The sequence below is a fragment of the Stomatohabitans albus genome (genome assembly GCF_036336025.1).
Taxonomy (GTDB): domain Bacteria; phylum Actinomycetota; class Nitriliruptoria; order Euzebyales; family Euzebyaceae; genus Stomatohabitans; species Stomatohabitans albus.
Map to the genome: position 1 here is coordinate 637,005 of NZ_JAYKKE010000001.1, position 22,839 is coordinate 659,843.

A 22,839-nucleotide genomic window follows, 5' to 3' on the forward strand; every position below is an offset into this window, starting at 1 on the left:
GACTAGGAACACCGTTTCGTCATACGGCATATTCCCTGTGCTTGGTATCTAATGTGTGGAAACACTGATCACGTGATGGTAAGACGAACTCGCTTCCCATCTATTCTCACGACGCTTCCAGTAGCTACACGAAGGATGGCACGTGAAGATGTGGCAATAAAAACCTGGCCATCACGAATTTCAACTATTTTTCCAGACAGCCCACCAGCGAGAGTGACCTGTAGCCCAAGAACCGCTGGCACATTTGGCTCCCGATTCCTCCGCTTGGATGAGGCCTGTTGTACCCCACGTAGGGACCGCTGACCAGATACCGATTGTCCACCTCGACTCTGCTCACCATTCATTTCTCGGATAAACCGGCTGATTGACTTTCGGTGGGTGACAATATCGAGGCCTATCTTCGCTCGTGTGATCGCAACATGAAATACTCGGCGTTCTTCTTCAATCCATTCAGGCTGTTGTGCCATTCGATGCGGCAGGGTGCCTTCATTCGCGCCAACCAGCACAACGTATGGCCACTCCAGACCCTTTACCTTGTGAATTGAGGAGAGTGTGACGCCTTGGCCATCTTGAGCTGGTGGATTGATGACTTGGCGTAAAAAATCCTCAAACTCACTCACTTCGCGGCAATACTCCCCGACCAGCATCAAGGCAGTGAGATCATCGGTGTGTGTGGCGCCTCCGGGTGTCTGATCGCCTGCCTCAAGGTCTTTGGCTACGGAACCTAGGTCAATGTCAACGATAATGCGGCGCAACACCTCGGCTGTTGGTTGGTGACGAGCAGATCGCCGTAGTGCGGCTAATTCACCACAAAGTGCACGCCAAGCTTTGAGTTGGAATGGAGTGAATTCAATTGGAATCGATTGGAGTCCGTCAACTGTCCACCGTCGGCCACGGAGGTGCTCTTTCACCTGTCCAGGTATAGCCCGCAATGGTCGGTGGAGTATCTCAGCAATGTCTGAACCAGACATCAAGGGATCAATTGCCAGCCGAATATAGGCCAGTGCAGCTCGGACTGCGGAACGGTCTAAAAGACTTGGTGTGATCGGTGAATGAAACCCCACACCTGCTTTGGTTAAGGCTGCCTGAACCGGCAATAACGCCACATTAACGCGTGCAAGTACAGCAATATCATGCAACGGCACACCACTATTGATCCGATTTTGGATAATAGACCTGGCAGCGTCTGCCCCATCCTCAGCTTGAACGTCATGGATGGTCACCGGACAGGTACTTGCCCCTGGTGCCGATTGAATCGTTTTAGCAATGCGATGTTTATTGTGGCTAAGCAACGTATTGGTTTTGGCAACCACATCTACGGGACACCGATGGTTAGTCGTTAGGGTGTGACTTTCTGCACCAGGAAAGTAGCGTTCAAACTGAATAAGGAACGACGGATTTGCGCCAGCATGACCATAAATAACCTGGTCATCATCACCAACCCCAAAGACCGCCAACTGGGGGCTGGCCAGGAGTCGGATATAGAACAGGTAGGCCGGTGTGAGGTCCTGAAACTCATCGACAAGGACCTGACCGGCATGGCGTTGTTCGTGGGCGCGAATCTGAGGGTTAGTTAATAGCAGGTCAGTTGCAAATGGCACCATCTCAGCAAAGTCCACCACACGACTATCGCGGAGACGTTGCCGGTACTCGGTAACGGTGGCAGCGAAATCTGGCAGGTCTCCGCCATAGGTTTGAGCTGCCGTAGCTGGGTTGCTCAAGGTAGCCCGAACCGTGTCTATCGCTTCAATCCATGGGCCAATAGGGTCACTATTAGCTTGTCTTGGCACATCAACGAGGGTGGAAAGGGCACGCCGAACCTCACGTTCGTCAATCACACGAATCCCTGGAATATGGCGCCGTAATAGCCCGTAGGCGTGGGCGTGTACCGTACTAATAGTTGTCTCAGTCACCCCGACACGGGCGCGCAATTCCTCAGCCGCTCTCGTGTTATAGACCAGACTTAACACACTGTCTGGAGGTGTTTTTCTTGCACCAAGAATGGTGGCTAATCGGGCTGAAAGGACCCGCGTTTTGCCACTTCCCGCAGGTGCTGGCACACGGACGGCACCATGCCCCGCCTGAATGGCACCTTGTTGGTCAGGTGTGAGACTAGCGAGTACCTCCGGATCTACCGGCCTTCCAACCGGACTGATGATCCCACGTTCAATATCTTCTCGATGGACCACAACCTGATTGATGGCACAGGCATCTCGTGGCCCTCCGTCAACCCACGCCACACGCCCATCAGGTAACACAATATCGCCCAGCTGATCAGCACTCGCTGCCGTGATGCCTTGATATTGCAACGCTCTACGAGTGTGCCACCATGTCCCTTCCGGTGATTCGGCGGTGGTAAATCGCATGTCCACCGTATTAGCCCAAACAAGAAACCGGAGGCGTTCTCTTGGGAAAAGAAACCCCAATCCCAATGCCCAGGCCGGCTCATCGGTACGTTCTTCAACAAGGAACTCGGCAGGGTCAATACCTAGCTCAATAACGATTGGGGTCCGGGTGGCCCAGGCACGGTGGAGTTCAGTGATTGTGGGATGATCTGCCCGGATCGTGTACTCATCGACACGAATACGCTGGGCACTCGCTAAGGATGGTGGTTGGAGCTGACCGGGGAGAACAACAACGCCTCGGCCAAGTGCGGGAGGAGCGTCAAGGGGATTGGCCACCGCTATTCACTCACAATCTTGCTACTCCCCGCTTGGCGTAGAACACGAATACGGTTTGGTAACCGTTCTGCCAGTTCAGGCACGTGTGTAATCACACCAACCATACGGTCTGTTGCACCAAGTTGTTCAAGTGCTTGGGCAGCCTGGTCTAAGGCATCACTGTCAAGACTCCCAAATCCTTCATCAATAAATAAGCTGTCGATGGCTACCGGACTGGCTGCAATGCGGTGGATATAGTCAGCAAGTGCGAGGGCAAGCGCCAAACTCGCCAAGAAGGTTTCTCCCCCACTGAGGGTACGCACACTCCGGGTGAGATTGGCATTCGAGCGGTCGATCACCACGATGTCATTCCCATCCATCGCCAATTGGTACTGCCCATTGCTCAGCATTTGCATGTGTTTGCTCGCACCTGCAACAAGCATGACCGTTGTTTCATGCAACAGCCAGGTAGGGAATGCTCTTGCGCCAAGGTGTTTGGCAACTGCGGCATATACTGCACTTCGTTCGTCTTGGATATCAATCTCTTGTTTCCAACTAGCTACCTGAGCAAGCTGTGTTTGGAGTTGTTCAACACGTACCGAGGCTTGGGTCAAGGCACGTGCCACGGCAATAGGCGGTTCACCCGCATGCATATCAACCCCGGCTTGTTGACAGAGCATTTGAACGTCATTACGAAGCGCCATGCCCTCTTGTTCACGCCGATTGCGAACAGATTCAGCCTCGTTCCACGCCTCAGCCACTCCGGGTCGTGTCTGATGCGCCCAGGTGACCAATCGTTCCCAGCTGCCCACGACATCGCCAGTATCTATGGCCGGTGGCTGCAAACTCGCTACATTCAGTCGGTACTGGTCGAGCACTTGGATAAAGTGTTCACTTGCTTGTTGTTCACTCGCTAATGTCCGTTGGTCACGCTCCAGTGTTGTTGCTGCTTGGCTAACTGCCGTACTCAGTTCACGCCACCGCTGTTTAAACGTGGTTTCTTGATCAAGTATCGACTGGGCTTGAGCCATGGTCATCAATGCTGCGATCTCTCGCTCATGGGCTTCCAACGCGGCTTTGGCGGATCTGGCACGTTCTTCGTCCTGTTTGGCCTGGGCTGTGGCATTGTTGATCGCAACCTTCACCCCTTCCAACGTTCGAATGGCATGGTCATAACGCTGCTGGGCTTGATAAATCGCGGCCTGGTCAGCTTGCATCCCCAATGCGGGGGCTTGTGCGGTCACAGTGTTTGCACAGACCGGGCAGGTATCGCCTTCATGGAGATCTTTCGCTGCTTCGGCCGCTGCATTATCACGGGCAATTTGATCACGATGAATACGTGCACGATGTAACGCTTCTTGAGCAGGGGCAAGTTCCTGTTCTTTTTCGGTAATCATGGGTGCCCATGCCTCGGCCTGCTTTGTTGCTTGAAGATGGGCTTGAATCAAATCCTTGGTTTGTCCATGAGCGCGTATCGCCGCGTGCGCTGCGGCAGTATCGGGTGCCTCACCCAGGGCATCTCGCTGCGTAAGGAGGGTGCGATAGGCAGATTCACTCGTCTGCACCTGGGTAGCCAAGGTCGCCACCCGCTCACCATGGGCAACCAGATCCTTTGGTGCAGGGCCAATGGCGTCCAGGGCGTCAAGCAACCCCTTTTGGCGCTTCACTTCTTCATTGGCTTGCGCATAGGCAGCTCGGCCGGCTTCGAGACGTGCAAAGGCTTGGTCAACGGCATCGGTGATACGTTGAAGATCCTCAACTCGGCCCATCGCTTGAGCCAAGTCTGCTTCCTGCACATCCCCAACCTGGTGTACTTGTACTCGCAGTTGTGATGCCATCGCCTCAGCCACTTTTGATTCTGTACTGGCCTGTTGACGAATCTGTTCATAGAGCCCTGTTCCCAGCAGACTTGACAACAAGTTTTGTCGGTCCTTAGGTGTGGCCGTCAATAAGGAGGCGAAGGCCCCTTGGGGGAGCACAACCGCTTTGGTGAACTCGTCAAATGTGAGGCCCAATAATCCCGTGACCGCTTCGGTTAGCTCGTCTGCCGTTGCAGCCAATACCTGTGGGTTTGGCGAGAGGCGCTCTAAGGCGGCTTCATCAGTCGATGCACCTTGTTTGGTGCGCTTAACACGGCGAATCGCTCGGTAGGTTGTTGCACGAATAGAGAACGTTAACGCCACAGCCATCTCTTTTGCACCCACGCTGATCAATGGCTCTATCGTTCTCCCCCCAAGACGAGCAACTCGCCCGTACAGCACAAAACAGATCGCATCAATAATTGAGCTTTTCCCTGATCCGGTTGGCCCAACAACCGCAAAAAGCCCCAGATCACTGAAGGATATAACCGTTTCTTCGGTGAATGTCGCCAACCCTCGAATCGTTAATTGTTCGGGTTTCATCGGAGTTCCTGCCCGGTCGTCAACACCGTTGCTGATGCGTCAGGGACCACGGATTCTGGCTGATGAACCGTATCGAGGAGCAGTTCAAAGGCGCTTTGGATACGCGGGTCGTGTTCACCCTTTTCAGCACAATATTGGGCAAACAGTTCAGCGGCTGATTGTTGTAGTCGATCATCTGTGCCTTGTTCGTCTATCTCATCGTGCTGGTGCTCAACACGAATATCGACGAGGGCTTCTCCGAAGTGTTCACGCAGCTGAGGCACCGTATCAGCCAACGTTTCACCTGTGACATAGACGCGAAGCCAGGCATGGCCAGGAGGACTGGTCTCAAAAAGTGAGGAGGCCGGTCCCCGTAAGGTCAGCATCTGTTTGCCTGAGGTAAGCGGGACTGTGCGAATCTGTGGATCTTGCTCCGTGTATAGCGTTACGACGGCCGCCTGAGGCTTATGGCGGTGTTCCCCAAAATCAAGCGATAACGGTGAACCGCTGTAGGAGGTGATGGGAGCATTGGCTACTTGCTGTGCCGCGTGAATATGCCCTAGGGCTATCCAATCCCAGTCAATTGAAAACGCGCTCGGGTCAACGGCATACCGGTCAAGGATATGAATGTCGCGTTCACCACCGCCAACCGTGGCGCCAAAGGTTGATACGTGACCCATCAAGATACGGTGTCCTTGACGCCCTTGTACCCGTTCAACCTCGTAGATTTCCTTCAACAGGAACTGGGCATATTGGTGATACAGCGTTGAATACGCCTCGTGCATACTCAAGTCGGTGCTTTGCGCGTCAATAATGGCATCAGGACGAACCGCGTTGCGGTGGTGTAAAAACGGGAGACAGGCAATATGCGCGATGTCCCCAGCGCTGGTTTCAATGGTGACTACCCCGCCCTCCGTGCCAGGACGTACTTGTCCAAGGGCGTAAATCTCATTGGTTGCCAACAACCCCCGAAGAGCCTCCAAGCGTCGTGGGTTATCATGGTTGCCTGCAATCGTCACAACTGGCGCGATGGCAGCAAGACGACTAAAGGCACGCCAGACAATCTGCTCACTCTCAGCAGATGGCGTTTGTACATCGAATTGATCGCCGGCAACCAAAATGAGATCAACCGCTTCTTGCTCGGCCAGGGCGACAAGTTCATCAAGCACCGCTTCATGTTCGTCAGCTCGACTGCGACCACGAACGGTCCGGCCAACGTGCCAGTCAGCAGTATGCAAGATTTTCACACCTTCTCCTTGCCTATCGGATGTGATCGGTAATCTTGCAGCTTAACGCTTATCGGACGGATGTTCGATTTTGATATGTGGATTGGGTTCAGTGAGGACAGGTGCAGTCTCATCGTGTTGAAAGAGGGCAGCCAATTCAGTGTGCCCGGAGAGTTCCATATCAGGATCAGACTCGGGTGAAGCTAGATGCTTTTCAACCCAAAAACGATCTATGGTGCTCATTTCTGTGGCTTGTTGGGGATGCCCGATGGCAAACCCCTGTCCGAGATCAGCACCGAGCTTTTGGAGCCATTGCGCCTGATCGGGTTCCTCAACACCTTCGCCTACAACCGTCATCCCCATGGAGTGGGCCATACCAACAACAGACCGGACAACTTCAATATCATCCACTTGGTTAGTACCCAGCCCAGCCACATAGGTATTGTCAACCTTTACCTGGTGGAAGGCGTACCGCCGAAGCGCAACAAGGGTTGAATAGGTTGACCCAAAGTCGTCCATAGCCAACTTGACACCCATCGCGCATAACCCATCCAAGTTGGCTTGTACTACAGGGTCAGAGAAGATAACGGTTTGTTCGGTTACATCGAGGACCAGGCGACTTGCGGCGAGTCCGGTGTCCTCAAGAATCGTTTTTACGACCTCTGCAAACTGTTCTTCACCGAGTTGGGAAACACCCACATTGACACTGACTGTCGTATCGCCCTCAGGATCATTCTTCATCAGGTCTTTACAGGCTTGACGCATCACGATTTCACCGAGGCGGCGGGCATAGCCGCTCTCTTCAACGATATTCCAAAACTTGCCGGGTAAAAGCAGCCCTTGTTCTTTATGCCGCCAACGGACTAAGGCTTCAAAGCCAACAACTTTTCGGCTCGTTAACCCGAGAATTGGTTGATAGAACACTACAAACTCTTGGTTTTCAATTGCCGCACGAATAGCGTCTTTGGTTGGCAACATTTCTTGGCTGTGGATGGATTCATCGTAGATAACAAAATGTTCTGTCTTGCTATCTTTCGCTACGTACATGGCCTGGTCAGCACAACGTAAAAAGGTTTGGGTATCCCACCCGGTCTGATACACCGCGGCACCAAGACTGCCTGAAATGACATGTTCATGACCGTCAAGACCGATGGGTTTGCGCAGCTCATCAATGATGCGGTCGGCAATGGTGTACAAATCATCGTGGCTTTGAATACCCCGAAGTACCGCAACAAATTCGTCGCCACCAAAGCGTAGGAGAACATCACCGTGACGCATCACATTGCTCATACGGTTAGCTACCGTTTTGAGCAATACGTCACCCCATTCGTGGCCCAACGTGTCATTAATCTGTTTGAATTTATCCAAGTCGATGAACAACAACGCTAAATCGGTATTGGTACCAATCGCGTCCAGGAGGGCTTCCTCAACGTAGAAATCAAGTTGAGATCGGTTTGGTAACCCAGTCAGGGCATCTCGACTTGCTTGCCACTGCAGCTCTAGCTCAGCTTGACGTCGATCCGTAATGTCGGTGATTTGTAAGATAAGTCCGGTACTCAACGAATCTTCGTCATGTTCAGATGTGATAGAGAGATCTAGCCATTTATCAGGCAACATGCGTGGCCGGACTTCTGCATTGGCACGCTGTTGTCGGTTACTCACCACTTCGGCGAGCGCATCGTTAGCTCGACGGCGTGACTCTGCACCAAGCCACGCAAAAATCTTGTCCTTACCTCTGTCGTCAAGTTCGATACCAAGCAAGTTATAAAACTGGTCGTTTGCCCAGACTAATGTTTGGTCTGGCTGCATCGCAGCCAGCCCCAAGGTTGTTCCGCGAGAAATGGACTTGAACCAACGGGTTTGTTCTGTGTCGTGGCTCTCTAGTTCTCGGAGACGGTCACGCTGTTCTTTCAGTTCTTCACGTGATACTTCCACAGGAAATGTGCACACTGATGTCGCAATAACAACCGCTAAGGACATAACCAGATAGGTGAGCGTGTACCCCCAGGGATAGTCAAGAAATGGCACATCAAGGATTGGATCACCCATGTATCTGGGTGCCACGACATACCCCAAGGAGATAATCGAAGCCGGTACTACCAGAGCTGGCCACCAACGGACGAGGGTGAGATAGGCAAAGGTAAATACTGCTATCAGGTCAGCCAAGTAATTCCCCGGCATCGAGATATACGTCCCGATCGTGCCTACGACCATGGATAGCGTGATCGCGGCGCTGGAGAGGTGATATTGAGCTATAGATTTATGCGCAATATAGGCAAGGGCAACTCCAATACCAATAACTGGCAGTGAGAGGAGTTCGCCGTCGAGATACATAATCCCGATTACCGCAATCGGGAAGCGCAAAACAGACCCAGCAAGCAGCAAGGCCAGTCGGCCATGTGCTATCTCAGGGTCAATTGAGGAATAGAGGCCGCCCCATTGGTGAACCAGGCCGAACCTCTTATATCGAGAATCCATCAAATTATTACATTTCGTTTCTTAAAGCATCCTCAACGCGCTGTACTTTGCCCGTGATCATATTTGTATGGCCAGGGCGAATATCAGCTTTGAGAACGAGAGAAAGTCGAGGTGACGACTGGGCTGCAATTTCACAGCACCCCTTAACAACTGCCATAACCTCATCCCACTCACCTTCAATATTGGTGAACATCGCATTGGTTTCATTAGGCAGGCCTGATGCTCGGATGTATTGGACCATCCGTGCCACCGTGTCGGTCACACTGCCATCTGCCTGTGTAGTCATCGGGGCAATGCTGAATGCCACCAGCATTAATCTCCTCATTTCTCTGTGTTAAATAGTCTTACTTATTGTCACATTACGGCCAATAGAGGCGATATTAAAGTAATTCAGCAATGAATCCTGTGTTCACTGTTGGCCAAATAGGCAAGCAAAAAGCCCTATCGAGCCGCTAATAGGAAGGGCATTAATGCTGTCGGCTCTAAAACAGGCGGCATTGCTGGTGTATCCGTCCCAAATCCAGCAATAATCACAAATGACGCTACTTCCTGTGGTGTTCCGCCACCGTGTCCACCTTCAGGCCGGTGTCCGTGATCAGTAGTAACCGCCACCAACCAACGTTCCTTAAACTGACTGACCCGCTCCTGCACGCCGATCACAATATCGGCGACGTAGGTATCAATTTGCGCGATTGACGCACGGTATTCGGGCCCAGTTGACCCATGTAAATGTGCGGTCTCATCAGCATCACAAAAATGTACAAACCCAACGTTGGGACAAATAGGCAAACGCAAGGCTGCTCGAGCATAGGTCGCAATCTCGGCGTCGCATCGTTGATACCCCAGAATTTCACCATCACGGCTTACCACACGGTGTGTTCCAAACGACGATTGTTCGGCGCGATGGTGAATGACCGGGCCAACTCCATTGGGATCTACAAGTGGAGGCCATGATGCACCGGCGAACGTAATAGTCGTTGGGTCTTGGTGAAAGGCACGACTCAAGAGGTCTGGGCAGAGGGCGAGGTTATTCCCACGAAACGTGTTATCCACCACACCGTGTTGTGCCGGACTTGCACCGGTTAGCAGGGTTGCCCAACCCGGCCCACTCAGGGTAGGTACGGGCATCGTCATCGTAGCGAATGCGCCCTGTTCAGCCAGTGCGCGCAACGTGGGTGCTGTTTGGTCATCTGCCGCACCCCAATTCAATCCATCAATACCGATGAGTACGAGATTGGATCGGGATGACGGTGTGGAGGTTTGAGATGAATGATCAGATTCCATACCCCTACGACTACACGATTTATACAAGCATGCATGCCTATCTCCCTAGGCACGGGTATAGGAAAACTTTAGATAGCTCTGCCCAGCAGCATTTGAGGTGACTATACCGCCATGCTCAAATAAGCATTGGCCGTGCTACCCCTTATGAACTGCTCAATACTGATTGTTCTTTGTGGGCAAGAAGGGACTTGAACCCCCACTCCGTAAGGAACATGGACCTAAACCATGCGCGTCTACCAATTTCGCCACTTGCCCAAAACCACCTGCATCTCCAACTGGGGTGAGCTGCATGGTGGGCGAGGGGGGACTTGAACCCCCACCTCCGAAAAGACACGGACCTGAACCGTGCGCGTCTACCAATTCCGCCACTCGCCCATGGGTGGACGCAAGATTGTACCGTGCTTTAGACGACACGCCACCTCGCCTCTAGGCCCAGAACCCGGATTTTTTCATGCAGAGAAGGTGGCACCTTTAACCCGTCTTTAGTGGGTCGTCGTAGACTACAGGGTTAACTTCCGCTTTCATAGGTGACTAATGAACATATTGCGCACATTTGAGAACAACTTAGAAGGGGCTATCGATGGCTTGTTTGCCCGGATGTTCCGATCCGGATTGCAGCCCATTGAGTTAGCGAAAGCGATTCAGCGCTATCAAGCGAACTACCAGCAGGCTGGGCCTAATGGGGCAATCGTTTCCAACGTCTTCCGCTTTACATTAAGCCCCGAAGATTTGGATCGGTTCTCAAGCTTCACACGTAGCTTGCAGCGAGAATTAGCTGACGTAGCACGCGCGACCGCTGATGAGCGCGGATGGCGAACAATGGGGCCAATCCGAATCGAGTTTGAACGCTCTGACGACATCAAACCGGGCACCTTCGAGCTGCGAGGTAAAACCGAGAGCACCGCACGTGCGAAGAGCGCCAAGCCGTCTCCCGTCCCCGAGCCATCCCCCGAACGCCGTGACAATACCCGCATTACTGTGCATGCCGTTGAAGGCGCTGATGCCGGTAAGACCTGGACGGTTGAACGCGAGGGGTTGATTGGCCGACTCCCCGAGTGCGACGTTGTCCTTACCGGCCCGTCAGTCAGTCGTCGTCACGCCCGCCTTGTCTTAACCGGTGGGGTATGGCGTATTGAGGATCTTGGATCAACAAACGGAATCAAGGTGAATGGCGCGGCCACCCAGGGTGCATCATTGAAAGAACATGATCGCATTGAGGTCGGGGGCGTAACCTTCACATTGACTGGAGTGTAAATGTCTACCGTCGCCCTTCTCGGGCTACGGGTCTTATTTGTTCTAGGCCTGTATGGGTTCATCCTGTGGTGTGTCCGTTGGATAGCCACAGATGTACGTCGGGCTGGTGAGCAGCCTGGTGCATCCACGGGCGTGGATGCCAGCCGACATGCCGGAGCAAAACGACCTCGTGAATTAGTGGTGCACTACGCCAGTGGTGCGCCTGAGAAGTTTGCACTTTCACGAGGTTTGGAGTTGACATTTGGCCGTGCCAGTCAAGCTGATGTTGTGATTAAAGACCCGTATGTCTCATCATCTCACGCGCGTGTCGCAGAAAGTGGGGGTGACTGGGTGCTCTATGATTTAGGCGCAGCAAATGGCACCTTTTTAAACGGGCAACGTATTACGCAGCCCACGCCGTTGCGTGCCGGTGACCAGATCAGAATCGGTAGTGCCACTGTGGAGGTGCGTCGATGACGGTGATCTCTATTCATGCCCGGACAAGTACAGGTCGGGTTCGTGACCACAACGAAGATTCCTATTATGCCGGTGACCTTGTTGCCGCAGTTGCTGATGGAATGGGCGGCCATGCGGCCGGTGAAGTGGCCAGCAACCTGGCGCTACAGCCAGTTATCGCCCTCGAAGGTGTTCCGTATCCAGACGCCGAAAGCGCAACCAAAGGCCTTGTGAATGCTGTTTTAGAGGCGAATGAACTCGTATTGAGTCACGCAACTGACAATCCTGACCAATCAGGCATGGGTACCACGTTGACGGCCGTGCTGATGCGTGAAGGTGCCTTGCACCTCGCTCATGTGGGTGATTCACGCGCCTATCTTTTCCGTGATGGCACCTTAACCCAGCTCACCACGGATCACACCCTGGTGAATCGTCTGGTCCAAGAAGGTCATCTGAGTGAAGAAGAAGCGAAGGTACACCCACATCGCAGTGTCATTACCCGTGCCATCGGGGTTGATAGCAACCTGGATGTAGACACCTTGGAGCCACCATTACCGATGGTGCCAGGTGATCGTTTTTTGCTCTGCTCTGATGGGTTGAGTGGCCCTGTGTCAGATGAACAGATTGCAGCCATTCTTGCCAACGAACGTATTCCTGAACGCGCGTGTCGACGCCTTGTTGACGCGGCCAACTCCAATGGTGGCCCAGATAACATCACCACCATCATCATTGATGTGCTCAACGATGGTGAATCACCCGAGCCTACCTTGCATCTGACTGATGATGAAGCCACTGCCGAACTCGCTGACCCACAAGCGATTGCGGCCCATGTGCCAAAAGCAAGCCACGAACCAATCGATACTGCCCCACCACTGGTTCCCCCGAGTGCAAAACCACTTGAACGCCGACATCCCCCAAAGCGCTCCTTTCACCCGATGATCTGGGTCGGTTTGGGTCTTGGGATGTGTTTAGCCCTCGTGGTGACCAGTGTGACCGTACTGAATAATCAGATATATGTGAGTATCGATCCCCAAGGCAATGTAGCCATTTACCGAGGGCTAAAAGACCAGCATGTGTTTGGTGTACCGCTCTTTAGCGTCATCGAGACCCAAACGCTGAAAGCTTCAAGTTTGAGTGAACCGTTACGTATTCGTTTGGCCGAAGGTGTTAGCCAAACAGACGAAGACGCGGCGCGCGCCTACATCAATGAGACATTGCGTGAAAGCTCGGATCGGGAGGAGAACGACCAGACATCACCCGAGGCGAGTCCGATGCAACCGAGCGAACCATCGGCTGCTGCACCACTGGCACCGCCGGCAAGTGCCCAACCCCCGGTTGCAACACCAAACCCTAATCCTTCTACTTCATGATCCAACGACCCCGCCTAGTTGAGCTTGTACTGATTGTTCTAGCAATCGGTACGGTTGGCGTTGCCTGGCTTCAAGTCGTCCTAAATGCTGAGCTCGCACAAGTAGGAACACCTCAGCTTTGGGAACAGGTGAAATGGCTCGTCACGTTACCGGTGATGGCATTAGTTGGCCATGTTGTGATTCGACGGTTTTGCCCACAGGCTGATCCGGTATTACTTCCGGTTGGGGTGATGTTAAATGGGCTAGGCCTCGTGATGGTGCGCCGTCTTGACCTCGCAACAGCAGGTAATAGTCCCGTGCTGGGGGATCGGCACATCATGTACACCCTGGTGGGGCTCGCAGCATTTAGTGTGGTGGTGGCCTTGCTCCATGACGTGCGCGTACTCGATAAATATCGGTATTTAATTGGTATTGGTGCCATCATCTTGCTGATTCTTCCCCTGGCACCTGTGGTTGGTACCGATTTGGGTCGAGGGTCTCGTATTTGGATTTCGCTTGGATTCATGACCTTGCAACCTGGCGAGTTTGCCAAGATTGGTCTCGCTATTTTCTTTGCGTCCTTCCTTAGCGAAAAGAGAGCGCTATTAGCCACACCGGTTGCCCGTTTAGGGCCCATTGGGGTGCCGCCGCTTCGGGCACTGCTGCCTATTGCAGCCGCCTGGGGGATGAGCCTATTGGTGCTTGTCTACCAGCGAGACCTTGGGTTGAGTTTGCTGTTATTTGGGTTATTTGTGGCCTTGCTCTACGTAGCGACTGGTAAACCACACTGGGTTGTGTTGGGCATTGTCCTCTTCACCGGTGGGGCCTATGTGGCGTGGAAGTTATTTAGCCACGTACAAGTTCGTGTTGATATTTGGATGGATCCCTTTGCCGATCCCTATGGTCGTGGATGGCAGTTGGTGCAGAGCCTCTTTGCGCTCGCCAGTGGTGGGCTTGTTGGCACAGGGTGGGGTAATGGAAGCCCTGGATGGATTAGTGACGCTGCCACCGACATTATTTTCAGCGCGATTGGTGAAGAAACTGGCTTGGTTGGCACCTTAGCGATGCTCTTGTTGTACCTCGTACTGGTTATGCGTGGCTTCGCCACCGCCCTGCGTGCCCGTGACGATTTCAGCCGGTTATTGGCTGCTGGGCTTGCCTTTGTGATCGGGTTACAGGTCTTTGTCATTGTCGGGGGGGTCACGAAACTCATTCCCCTTACCGGGATTACATTGCCCTTTGTGAGTTATGGCGGGTCAAGTCTGATGGCCAACTATGTGATGTTGGGCCTCCTTGTCGCCATGTCGGCTGAACGACCTCCCCGGTCCAAGGGGTTTAAAGGCAAGAGCCGAACATTCTTTGCATTAGGGAAGCAGGTGCCCTGATGAAACGTGCAATCCGAGTTTCTGCGCTTGCGGTCGGCATTATGTTTGCCCTCCTTGCTGGTAATTTGACGTATATTCAGGCAGTTGATCCTGATCATTTGGCTGACAATCCACTCAACCCTCGCGGCCGTTTAGAGCGCTATTCGATTAAGCGTGGTTCGATTTTGGCTGGAACGGGGGCAGACCAGATTGAAATAGCCCGCAGCGTTCCCAATGACGGCCGGTTGAAATATCGCCGTGAGTACCCCAATGGACCGTTATATGCCACAGTGACGGGATACCTGTCCCCGAACATGGGCAGTTCTGGCCTCGAACGCCGCTTCGATTCAACCCTTCAGGGTACAGATCCCGGGTCGTTCTGGCGTAATGTGAACGATTGGCTGGGTGGTAATGACCGTCGTGGTGACAATGTGATTACGACTATCGAACCCCAGCTCCAACAGACCGCCTTTGAAGCCTTGGGCAATCAAAAGGGTGCTGTTGTCGCCCTGGATCCACGTAATGGTGACATTCTTGCGATGGTCAGTAACCCCACGTGGGATCCCAATACGCTGGTTGGCAGTGATGGTAACGCGGTTCAAGAGGCGTGGAATGCGTTGAATGAGGACCCTCAGAACCCGCGGTTAAACCGTGCAACCAGTGAGCTTTATCCTCCAGGGTCAACATTCAAGGTCGTGACAGCATCAGAGTTTTTAGAAAAGGGTGGGACGCTGGATTCTTCGTTCAGAGATCCACCGAGTGTTCAACTGCCCGGTTCGAGCGCTCGGATTGGTAACTCTGGACGAAGTACGTGCGCAGGCGGTTCATCGATTACGTTGCGCCAAGCGTTAGTCGTGTCGTGCAATACAACCTTTGCACAAATTGCGATTGATGACGGTCCGGTGGCTTTGACCGAGCAGGCAGAGAAGTTTGGGTTTAATCGAGAGATTCCGTTTGATACCCAGATTGCGATGCCCACCATTCCAAAGAATTTAGACCCAGCCCAAGCTGCCCAAAGCGCGATCGGGCAGTTTGAGGTTCGGTCTAGCCCCCTGCATATGGCCATGATTGCAGGTGCTATTGCCAATGATGGGGTCATGATGACCCCACGGCTTGTCCGATCAATTACAGATCAGGCCGGTCGTGTCATTGTTGGTCCTCAAGAAGGCCAGCCCCTCTCGGATGCATCAACACCAAGTGGTCGTGTGATGAGTGCAGAGACGGCGAATGCGGTGACATCGGCAATGGTGTCAGTTGTTGAGTCAGGTACGGGTAGGCGGGCACGTATGAGCGGTGTGGATGTTGCTGGAAAAACAGGAACAGCCCAGCGCGGGGATAATCAACCCCCACACGCATGGTTTATTGGCTTTGCCCCTGCCGAGAATCCGACGATTGCGGTTGCTGCAATTGTCGAAGGTGGTGGTGATGCTGGTGATGAAGCCACGGGTGGCTCCGTTGCAGCCCCCATTGTTAAAGAAGTCATGGAAGCAGCACTAGAGGAATGACGGTATGGACATGGCTAGTGCCGTAAAGAAACTGATACAGGAGACATCATGAGTCCCACAGACGGACAAGCCCGGCGAACAGTGGCCGGACGCTATGTGCTACGTGGCCTGCTGGGCAAAGGCGGGATGGCTGACGTAGAGCTCGCCTATGACGAGGTCTTAGATCGTCAAGTTGCCATCAAACTGTTGCACGACCAGTTCATCCGTGACGAGAATTTTGTGGAGCGTTTTCGCCGTGAAGCTCAATCGGCGGCGGCGTTGAACCACCCAAATGTCGTGGCCGTCTATGACACGGGCACGGATAATGGGCGCCCCTATATCGTGATGGAATATGTGGCTGGCCGTACCTTACGCGAGATTTTAAAAACGGATGCCATCAACCCTTCACGGGCCGCAGAGATGGCTGCCGAAGCCGCTGAGGCTTTAGGCTTTGCCCACGAACGCGGTATCGTGCACCGTGATATTAAGCCCGGCAATATCATGATTGCCGATGATGGCCGCGTGAAAGTCTGTGACTTTGGTATTGCGCGTGCCGCCAATGCTGAAAATGTCACCCAAACCGCAGCAGTATTTGGGACTGCGGCCTATGTGGCGCCTGAACAAGCGCAGGGCCAAAAGGTTGATGGCCGAACGGACCTGTATGCCCTTGGCTGTGTGTTATTTGAAATGCTGACTGGCCGCCAGCCCTATATCGGTGATTCACCGGTTGCCTTGGCCTATAAGCATGTATCTGAAGCACCTCCCCTGCCTCGGAGCTTAAATCCTGAGATTCCTGAACCGCTTGAACAAGTTGTACTCAAGGCAATGGAAAAGGATCCTGACGAGCGCTATGCGACGGGGAAAGCCTTTGCTGATGATTTGCGCATGGCTGCTGATGGGGTGGCCGTGGCTGCTAACCCAACCCAAGCCTTTGAAGCCACCCGTGTTGTGCCTGCAGTTGTTGCTGCTGGCGGCAATGGTGGCGATGACGATAGCTACACCGAAGAAGACTATGACGACGAGTGGTACGACGACGAGGAGGATCCCGAAGAGCTTAGCCCGCAGCGGGCACGTTCTAGTTGGGCCACCATCGGGATGGTTGCCGCAATCTTGGTACTGATCGCTGGTGCTGCCTGGGGTGGAATGCGGTTCTTGAATGCGACCCAGCAGGTGGAAGTGCCTGATATCGCTGGTAAGAGTTTCCAAGATGCCCAAACCCTCTTGCTTGAACAGCAATTACAGCCTGCGCTTGGTGAATCCAAATCATCTGACACGATTGAGGCGAACCATGTGATCTCGACTGATCCCCTTGCGGGTACCAAGGTTGATCGTGGCTCGAATGTAACGATGATCTTGTCTTCTGGGCCAGATACGGTGCCAATTCCGGCGTTGAGCCGAATGACTCGTGCCCAAGCTGAGGAAATATTGAAACAGCTTGATTTGAAAGTCGGCAACGTCACACGCGAACCAGACCCGAAGATTGCACGTGGACTTATTGTCAGTAGCCAGCCGGCCGCGGGTACATCAGTGAAGCGTGGGACGAGTATCAATCTGGTTGTGAGCAGTGGTGGTCAGAGCTTCACCGTACCTGATTTGAAGGGGTTAACGGAGTTGGCCGCCCGTGAGGCGCTGGCTAAGGTCTGTGGGTCACCAACGTGCGTGCGCATCGTGGTTGAAACGGACGAAGACAGCACCGGAGATGGTCGTGTTCTCAGCTCTGACCCTGCCGCGGGTGAGGAACTGCAAGAAGGTGAAACGATTACGTTGACTGTGTCGCGTATTCGTTCTGACTCTGTTGTGGAAGAACCCACGTCTTCACCGTCACCGTCAAGTAGCCCTTCAGCAAAGCCCACGGCAAGTGAGAAGCCCAGCGCGAAGCCTTCCGAGAGCGAAAAACCATCGGCAAAACCAACGGCGAGTGAAAAACCGTCGGCTAAGCCAACACCTACGACTAAGCCAACCGCGAAACCAACGACGCGACCTTCACCACGCCCCTCACCACGGCCAACCGGCGGTGGCGGTGAAGGTGGCCCAATTGACGTGGCCCCGCCCACACCCATTCCCGGAGGCTGATGATGGGTAAAGGTAGCTGCACATGCCGGACTTCCGTTGTGGGGTGGGTTGTGCTCTTCGGCCTGATTGGTATTGGGTTTGTACTCATGCAACGGCACCAAGAGCTGACCGATCCGGGGTGGCACTTCCTTGATGATGACGGTCTCAACGAGGTCTAGGTCACCCGTGAGGCCAATGCTTTAGAAGAATGATTGAAGATAGCCCCAAGCGAGGTACCCTGTACGTCTCTTGGGGCTATAGCTCAGTTGGTAGAGCGCTATCTTTGCAAGGTAGATGTCACCGGTTCGATTCCGGTTAGCTCCACTCCAAGTAACAGGCTCGCACCAGGTCACGGGTAGTGGCTGGGTTGTGGGCCTTGTTTTGGTCTTGGCGATGTGAGTGGATGGCTTCAATACCTTTTACCATCCGAACCAGCAAGGCAATAATTCATATTTTACGTATCTTTTATCATCAATGCGAACTGAGTCACATCCCTGGACGCCGATGCCCAAGCTCTCACCCATTGCCCTTGAATGGGCATCGTTTGCAGTGGTCAGCACTACTTTGAGGGGGTGGTGACGAAATGAATAGCTGTGTTAGTCAGTTATAGCTCCGCACACAAATGACCTTGATATACACGGAGTACCAGGGCATATACCCCATTCTGACTATTGATTCATAAGCCTTCATACTCTTACACTCAGTCGAAATTAATCAATCCGAATCTTGTTATTGCAATCAACATGAAGGAAAGATTATTTCGATGAGTGGCGATCTTGTTATCGAAGTCAATAATCTTACGAAGAGTTTTCAAAACAAGGAAGTTATAAAGTCCTGCGATATTAATATTCAAGAGGGTACCATCTACGGCCTCTTAGGAGCCAACGGTGCTGGAAAGACAACTATATTCAAACTTCTATCTGGCATGCTTTTCCCTACCGTGGGTCGTATTCAAATTTTTGACCTCGATCATGAAAAGAACCGAGATAAAATACTTTCCAACCTTGGAATACTTATTGATACTCCTATCTTTTATGAACATCTATCAGCAGTAGAGAACTTAGAGATTCATCTAACCTACATGGGTAAAGAAAATAATATTGAGGACATACTGTCACTGGTGGGTTTACGTGATACAGGCCCCCAACCTGTATCAACATTCTCTATGGGTATGCGCCAGCGACTAGCTATCGCAAGGGCTCTTGTTCACAAACCCCAGCTACTAATATTAGATGAACCCATAAATGGATTAGACCCAATAGGCATTAAGGAAATAAGAGATTTATTCCTAAAGCTGAGAGATGAACAAGGTATTACCATCCTATTATCTAGCCACATTCTTAGCGAAATAGAACATGTTGCTAATACCATAGGCATTCTTGTAGATGGACGTATTATCGAAGAAGTCTCAATGGCAGACGTTAAGGAACGCTTTCCAAATGGATTAGAGGAATACTTCCTTGAAATTATGGGTAGAGGTGACCAAGTTGATTGACTTAATGAAGCTTGAACTTCGTAGAAATAATATGAAGACCTATATTATTTCTACTATCATCACTTGTATTATAATGATAGTTTTTATTTATCTATTTGCTTATGCACCTCAAATTGATCCTGACCCAGAATTACAAATATTTGCAGGATATAGTAATGTAATTTCGTTATTCTCTATATTAAGTATGGCAGTATTTGCAACTATGTCTGCTGTAATGCATACATCATTCATCATAGAGGAATATAAAGGCAAGCACGCTATCCTCCTTTTCACATACCCAACAAAAAGAAGCAGGATAATCCTAGCAAAGCTACTCGTTGTTTCTCTATTCACAGCGCTAGCGATGACTTTATCTAATCTTATATCATTTACTGTCTTTGGTATATCTGAGCAATTTTCTCCACTTATCGATGATCAACTTAATGCTGACATAGTAATACAATTTATTAAAACGACTTCCATAATGGCAATTACTGCGGCAGGAATTGGCGTCATCTCTGTCGGTATAGGATTCATTAAAAAGTCAGTTCCTACAACAATTATATCGGGTGTACTTATAGCTTCCCTACTCTGTAATGCTATGTTCAATCCGATAAGCAACAATAGTAATGTAGATACGCTCTCAATAGCAACAATGCTAATCACTACGATTGTAGCACTTTTAGTAGCAATGATGCTTACTATCAAAGTCAATACCATGGAGGTCTTATAATGGAATCTGCTGTAGATAGCCTTCTTGATAATATTTTTGGAGGAGTGATTTCACCTATTAATATTATCTTTGGCGTGTTATTAATCATTATCGGGATAGCTATTTTTTTCTTCTCCAAAGGCAAGGAAAGTAAGAAGCCTCAAACCATCGGTTGGATTCTTATTGCTGTTGGATTATTGGGCATCCTGAGTGGAACATTCCAGTCATTACTCTCTTAGCCATCAACACTTAACCTGCTTCCAGCATTACACGAAGGGTTTCAGTGCCCGTATTCCACCACCACACAAGAGGTGGAATACGTAAGGTCCGGTGTATTCCCACGGGTGGCACCTCCATCCAATCCAATCAGTACAGCTACCCAGGCTACGAAGCAAATCCGGCTACCAGTAAAGGCCAAAGGACCTTTTCCAAACTGACCAATTGCACTTCACTAAGGACTTCCTAAGTAGTGCATGAATCACCATTTGACCAGCTCAAACACGTCTCAAACCACATGGTTCATTGGACTAACAAGGCCTTTTGACCTTCTTTCAGGATTTTTTAGATTTCATCTTCCGTTCTGACTGCAAAGTGTTTATGCTCCCTTTATGAAACTGAATCGTAAACTCAACGCAGCAACCATGGCGGCAGTAGCCGCCCTGACTTTGTCCGTTCCGGCGCTGGCTCAGGCACCCACCGCGACACCGACGCCAACACCTACGGCAACAGCTCCTGCCCCCGTACCTGGGAGCGAAATCACCGTCACCGCGAAGGACGGTTTGGTTAAGGCTGTTGAAGACGCCACGAAGACCCTTGCGGAAGGCAAGGTGAAGGAAGTCACGATTAAGATCACAACCTGTGATGACCAGCTCCTTCCGCCTGAAATCAACGCGAAAGGCAAGATCACGATTCTGGGTTGCGGAGCCGATCTCCCTGGTGGACCTGGGACCGACTACCGCGCCAAGCGCACCAATCTCGTTGTTGGTGATGCCCAAGCTGTCAACGGCGTTATGGTGAAATCACCGCTGGCCGTGAGCGGTGTAACTGCCCGGTTCTCCGGAGTGCTATTTGAGGCCCATAGCAGCTTATCCATCACCAACAGTGTGTTCTTGAATAAGCGTGTTGAAGGTAATCGTATGTCTCGCACCATTAAGGGCATGCTGCCAGGTGGCAAGGTCGAACATGAAATCATGATCGACAATGTGTCCTTCTATCACGTGGCAACCCTGTCTGGTGAAACCGGAGGTGCCAAGGTCACCGTCAAGAACGCCCTCTTGCATGAGATCCCCGAGAAGGATCGCTACATGCTGGCCTTTGGCCCATCAAAGGGTGAATCCGGTCCGGTGCTTGTCGAAAACTGCGAGTTTGATGGTCACTACGTTAAGGACCATGCCTCCGTCTTGTACATCGAACGTCCTAACGTGACCGTTCGCAATAACTTCTTCTATCTTGATTCACCCAGTGATGAGGGCGGCGGTATTCGCCTGATGAGTCCGGCAGCAGATGTCGGTATGCCACTTAAGGGCGTCGAGATCACCGGCAACCAGTTTATCGGCCCAGTGGCCATTGAGAACCCCGCAGGGATTCCTCTTGGGAAGGATGCCGTGAAGATCACCGGCAACGACTTCTCCAAGGCTGAGGCTGTTCTGCCTACCAAGGAAAAGCTCAAGGATCATGGCACGGTTTCACCGAAGGAAGCCTTCAATGCCCAAGGCAACTTCTGGGGTAAGCTACCTGTTGCCGATGTAATGGCAGACACAAGCGGTGCGCTCACTGAAGCCCCCAAGGTTCCTGCGATGCGTATCGTGAACCAGCTTGATGGTGAAACCCGTTTCGAAACCGCTACGCGCATTTCGAGCAGCACCTATCGCAGTGGCGCAAAGACCGTCATCTTGGCACGTGCCGACAATGTGTCTGACAGCGTTTCTGCGGTGCCGTTGGCTGATGAACTAGATGCACCAATCCTGTTGACCCAGTCCACCACACTCCATGAAGCTGTCGCCAAGGAAATTAAGCGCTTGCAGCCTAACGGTGGCCAGGTCATCTTGATGGGTGGCGAAGAGGCCTTGAATAAGGCTGTCGAAGAAGCCGTCGTTAAGAATGGCGGCAAGGTGGAACGTATTGCCGGTGCGAACCGTGCCGCCACCGCAGTAGAAACCGCCAAGAAGCTCAAGGCGATGAATAAGCAGAAGGAATTCGTCTTGGTTGACGGTGCTGACTGGCAACCAGACCTGATTGCTGGCCCGGTGGCAGCTAAGGTTGAAGGCGCAACCCTCCTGACCAATGGCGATCAGATGGCTCCTGAGACGGCCGCATACCTGAAGGAAAATGCCAGCGTCAAGGTGACCGCTATCGGTGACAAGGCCATTAAGACCAACGCCGCCAAGGAAATGGTTGCTGGGATGGAGCCCACTGCCCTCAGCATTAGCGTGGCCAACCAGTTCTTCAAGGATGTGAAGATCATTGGTATGGCTACCACCGTTGACTTTGCTGATGCCCTTGCCGGTGGCTATCACATCGCTGAAAAGGAAGGTCCACTCTTGCTGGTACCAACCGCAATTCCCGCAAACGTGACGGAATACCTCAAGACGAACCCACAGATTGGGTACATCAACGTCTACGGCGGTGAAACCCGCTTCAGCGAAAAGGTTATTGAAGAACTGGGTAAGTAAAACCCGGTATTTCC

Annotated in this window: 17 protein-coding genes and 3 tRNA genes; 12 read left to right on the forward strand and 8 right to left on the reverse strand. The window is 52.1% G+C overall.

The features are described from left to right. Nucleotides 1-68: 68 nt before the first annotated feature. From VCU37_RS02755 to VCU37_RS02790, 8 genes are all read right to left on the reverse strand, one after another. Nucleotides 69-2,681, reverse strand: a complete 2,613-nt coding sequence (locus tag VCU37_RS02755; RefSeq protein ID WP_336249104.1) for an ATP-dependent helicase — start codon at nt 2,679-2,681, stop codon at nt 69-71. A gap of 2 nt (nt 2,682-2,683) precedes the next feature. Continuing rightward, a complete protein-coding gene (locus VCU37_RS02760; protein WP_336249105.1) occupies nt 2,684-5,062 on the reverse strand; it encodes an SMC family ATPase in 2,379 nt (792 codons plus the stop codon). Then, entirely contained in the window at nt 5,059-6,288 is a 1,230-nt protein-coding gene (locus VCU37_RS02765; protein WP_336249106.1) for a metallophosphoesterase family protein, read from the reverse strand. Before VCU37_RS02765 ends, VCU37_RS02760 begins: the two co-directional genes overlap by 4 nt. A gap of 42 nt (nt 6,289-6,330) precedes the next feature. After that, a complete protein-coding gene (locus VCU37_RS02770) occupies nt 6,331-8,745 on the reverse strand; it encodes a putative bifunctional diguanylate cyclase/phosphodiesterase (protein WP_336249107.1) in 2,415 nt (804 codons plus the stop codon). A 7-nt stretch (nt 8,746-8,752) separates the two neighbouring features. Next, on the reverse strand, nt 8,753-9,058 hold the full coding sequence (locus tag VCU37_RS02775; RefSeq protein WP_336249108.1) for a thiamine-binding protein: 306 nt from the start codon (nt 9,056-9,058) through the stop codon (nt 8,753-8,755). A gap of 128 nt (nt 9,059-9,186) precedes the next feature. After that, nucleotides 9,187-10,029: an alkaline phosphatase family protein gene (locus VCU37_RS02780; RefSeq protein ID WP_336249109.1), complete on the reverse strand. Its 843-nt coding sequence runs from the start codon at nt 10,027-10,029 to the stop codon at nt 9,187-9,189. Nucleotides 10,030-10,202: 173 nt separating this feature from the next. Continuing rightward, nucleotides 10,203-10,284 (reverse strand) — tRNA-Leu (locus VCU37_RS02785). Nucleotides 10,285-10,319: 35 nt separating this feature from the next. Continuing rightward, nucleotides 10,320-10,404 (reverse strand) — tRNA-Leu (locus tag VCU37_RS02790). Between the two features lie 159 nt (nt 10,405-10,563). Here VCU37_RS02790 and VCU37_RS02795 point away from each other — a divergent pair. From VCU37_RS02795 to VCU37_RS02850, 12 genes are all read left to right on the forward strand, one after another. Continuing rightward, on the forward strand, nt 10,564-11,283 hold the full coding sequence (locus VCU37_RS02795; RefSeq protein WP_336249110.1) for a DUF3662 and FHA domain-containing protein: 720 nt from the start codon (nt 10,564-10,566) through the stop codon (nt 11,281-11,283). After that, nucleotides 11,284-11,739: an FHA domain-containing protein gene (locus VCU37_RS02800; protein ID WP_336249111.1), complete on the forward strand. Its 456-nt coding sequence runs from the start codon at nt 11,284-11,286 to the stop codon at nt 11,737-11,739. Continuing rightward, entirely contained in the window at nt 11,736-13,088 is a 1,353-nt protein-coding gene (locus VCU37_RS02805) for a Stp1/IreP family PP2C-type Ser/Thr phosphatase (RefSeq protein ID WP_336249112.1), read from the forward strand. The genes VCU37_RS02800 and VCU37_RS02805 overlap by 4 nt, the downstream gene beginning before the upstream one ends. Beyond that, nucleotides 13,085-14,452: an FtsW/RodA/SpoVE family cell cycle protein gene (locus VCU37_RS02810; RefSeq protein WP_336249113.1), complete on the forward strand. Its 1,368-nt coding sequence runs from the start codon at nt 13,085-13,087 to the stop codon at nt 14,450-14,452. Before VCU37_RS02805 ends, VCU37_RS02810 begins: the two co-directional genes overlap by 4 nt. After that, nucleotides 14,452-15,936: a peptidoglycan D,D-transpeptidase FtsI family protein gene (locus VCU37_RS02815; protein WP_336249114.1), complete on the forward strand. Its 1,485-nt coding sequence runs from the start codon at nt 14,452-14,454 to the stop codon at nt 15,934-15,936. The genes VCU37_RS02810 and VCU37_RS02815 overlap by 1 nt, the downstream gene beginning before the upstream one ends. A gap of 48 nt (nt 15,937-15,984) precedes the next feature. Beyond that, nucleotides 15,985-17,988 carry a Stk1 family PASTA domain-containing Ser/Thr kinase gene (pknB, locus tag VCU37_RS02820; protein WP_336249115.1) on the forward strand — a complete coding sequence of 668 codons (2,004 nt, stop codon included), beginning with the start codon at nt 15,985-15,987 and terminating at the stop codon, nt 17,986-17,988. A 2-nt stretch (nt 17,989-17,990) separates the two neighbouring features. Next, the gene (locus tag VCU37_RS02825) at nt 17,991-18,146 is read left to right on the forward strand and encodes a hypothetical protein (RefSeq protein ID WP_336249116.1); all 156 of its coding nucleotides are present in this window, start codon (nt 17,991-17,993) and stop codon (nt 18,144-18,146) included. Nucleotides 18,147-18,218: 72 nt separating this feature from the next. Next, nucleotides 18,219-18,291, forward strand: a tRNA-Ala gene (locus VCU37_RS02830). 439 nt (nt 18,292-18,730) lie between these two features. Next, nucleotides 18,731-19,462 (forward strand): ABC transporter ATP-binding protein, encoded by a 732-nt coding sequence (locus VCU37_RS02835; RefSeq protein WP_336249117.1) that lies wholly within the window; start codon nt 18,731-18,733, stop codon nt 19,460-19,462. After that, nucleotides 19,446-20,174: an ABC transporter permease gene (locus tag VCU37_RS02840; RefSeq protein ID WP_336249542.1), complete on the forward strand. Its 729-nt coding sequence runs from the start codon at nt 19,446-19,448 to the stop codon at nt 20,172-20,174. The genes VCU37_RS02835 and VCU37_RS02840 overlap by 17 nt, the downstream gene beginning before the upstream one ends. After that, nucleotides 20,174-20,392 (forward strand): hypothetical protein, encoded by a 219-nt coding sequence (locus VCU37_RS02845; RefSeq protein WP_336249118.1) that lies wholly within the window; start codon nt 20,174-20,176, stop codon nt 20,390-20,392. The genes VCU37_RS02840 and VCU37_RS02845 overlap by 1 nt, the downstream gene beginning before the upstream one ends. A 369-nt stretch (nt 20,393-20,761) precedes the next feature. Beyond that, nucleotides 20,762-22,825, forward strand: a complete 2,064-nt coding sequence (locus VCU37_RS02850; RefSeq protein ID WP_336249119.1) for a cell wall-binding repeat-containing protein — start codon at nt 20,762-20,764, stop codon at nt 22,823-22,825. The last annotated feature ends 14 nt before the right edge of the window (nt 22,826-22,839 follow it).

What these genes read in the sequence shown, in the direction of transcription:
- VCU37_RS02760 (WP_336249105.1), bottom strand. Translation starts at nt 5,062, where the DNA reads ATGAAACCCGAACAATTAACGATTCGAGGGTTGGCGACATTCACCGAA.
- VCU37_RS02770 (WP_336249107.1), bottom strand. Translation starts at nt 8,745, where the DNA reads ATGGATTCTCGATATAAGAGGTTCGGCCTGGTTCACCAATGGGGCGGC.
- VCU37_RS02775 (WP_336249108.1), bottom strand. Translation starts at nt 9,058, where the DNA reads ATGCTGGTGGCATTCAGCATTGCCCCGATGACTACACAGGCAGATGGC.
- VCU37_RS02780 (WP_336249109.1), bottom strand. Translation starts at nt 10,029, where the DNA reads ATGGAATCTGATCATTCATCTCAAACCTCCACACCGTCATCCCGATCC.
- VCU37_RS02795 (WP_336249110.1), top strand. Translation starts at nt 10,564, where the DNA reads ATGAACATATTGCGCACATTTGAGAACAACTTAGAAGGGGCTATCGAT.
- VCU37_RS02800 (WP_336249111.1), top strand. Translation starts at nt 11,284, where the DNA reads ATGTCTACCGTCGCCCTTCTCGGGCTACGGGTCTTATTTGTTCTAGGC.
- VCU37_RS02805 (WP_336249112.1), top strand. Translation starts at nt 11,736, where the DNA reads ATGACGGTGATCTCTATTCATGCCCGGACAAGTACAGGTCGGGTTCGT.
- VCU37_RS02810 (WP_336249113.1), top strand. Translation starts at nt 13,085, where the DNA reads ATGATCCAACGACCCCGCCTAGTTGAGCTTGTACTGATTGTTCTAGCA.
- VCU37_RS02815 (WP_336249114.1), top strand. Translation starts at nt 14,452, where the DNA reads ATGAAACGTGCAATCCGAGTTTCTGCGCTTGCGGTCGGCATTATGTTT.
- pknB (WP_336249115.1), top strand. Translation starts at nt 15,985, where the DNA reads ATGAGTCCCACAGACGGACAAGCCCGGCGAACAGTGGCCGGACGCTAT.
- VCU37_RS02825 (WP_336249116.1), top strand. Translation starts at nt 17,991, where the DNA reads ATGGGTAAAGGTAGCTGCACATGCCGGACTTCCGTTGTGGGGTGGGTT.
- VCU37_RS02835 (WP_336249117.1), top strand. Translation starts at nt 18,731, where the DNA reads ATGAGTGGCGATCTTGTTATCGAAGTCAATAATCTTACGAAGAGTTTT.
- VCU37_RS02845 (WP_336249118.1), top strand. Translation starts at nt 20,174, where the DNA reads ATGGAATCTGCTGTAGATAGCCTTCTTGATAATATTTTTGGAGGAGTG.
- VCU37_RS02850 (WP_336249119.1), top strand. Translation starts at nt 20,762, where the DNA reads ATGAAACTGAATCGTAAACTCAACGCAGCAACCATGGCGGCAGTAGCC.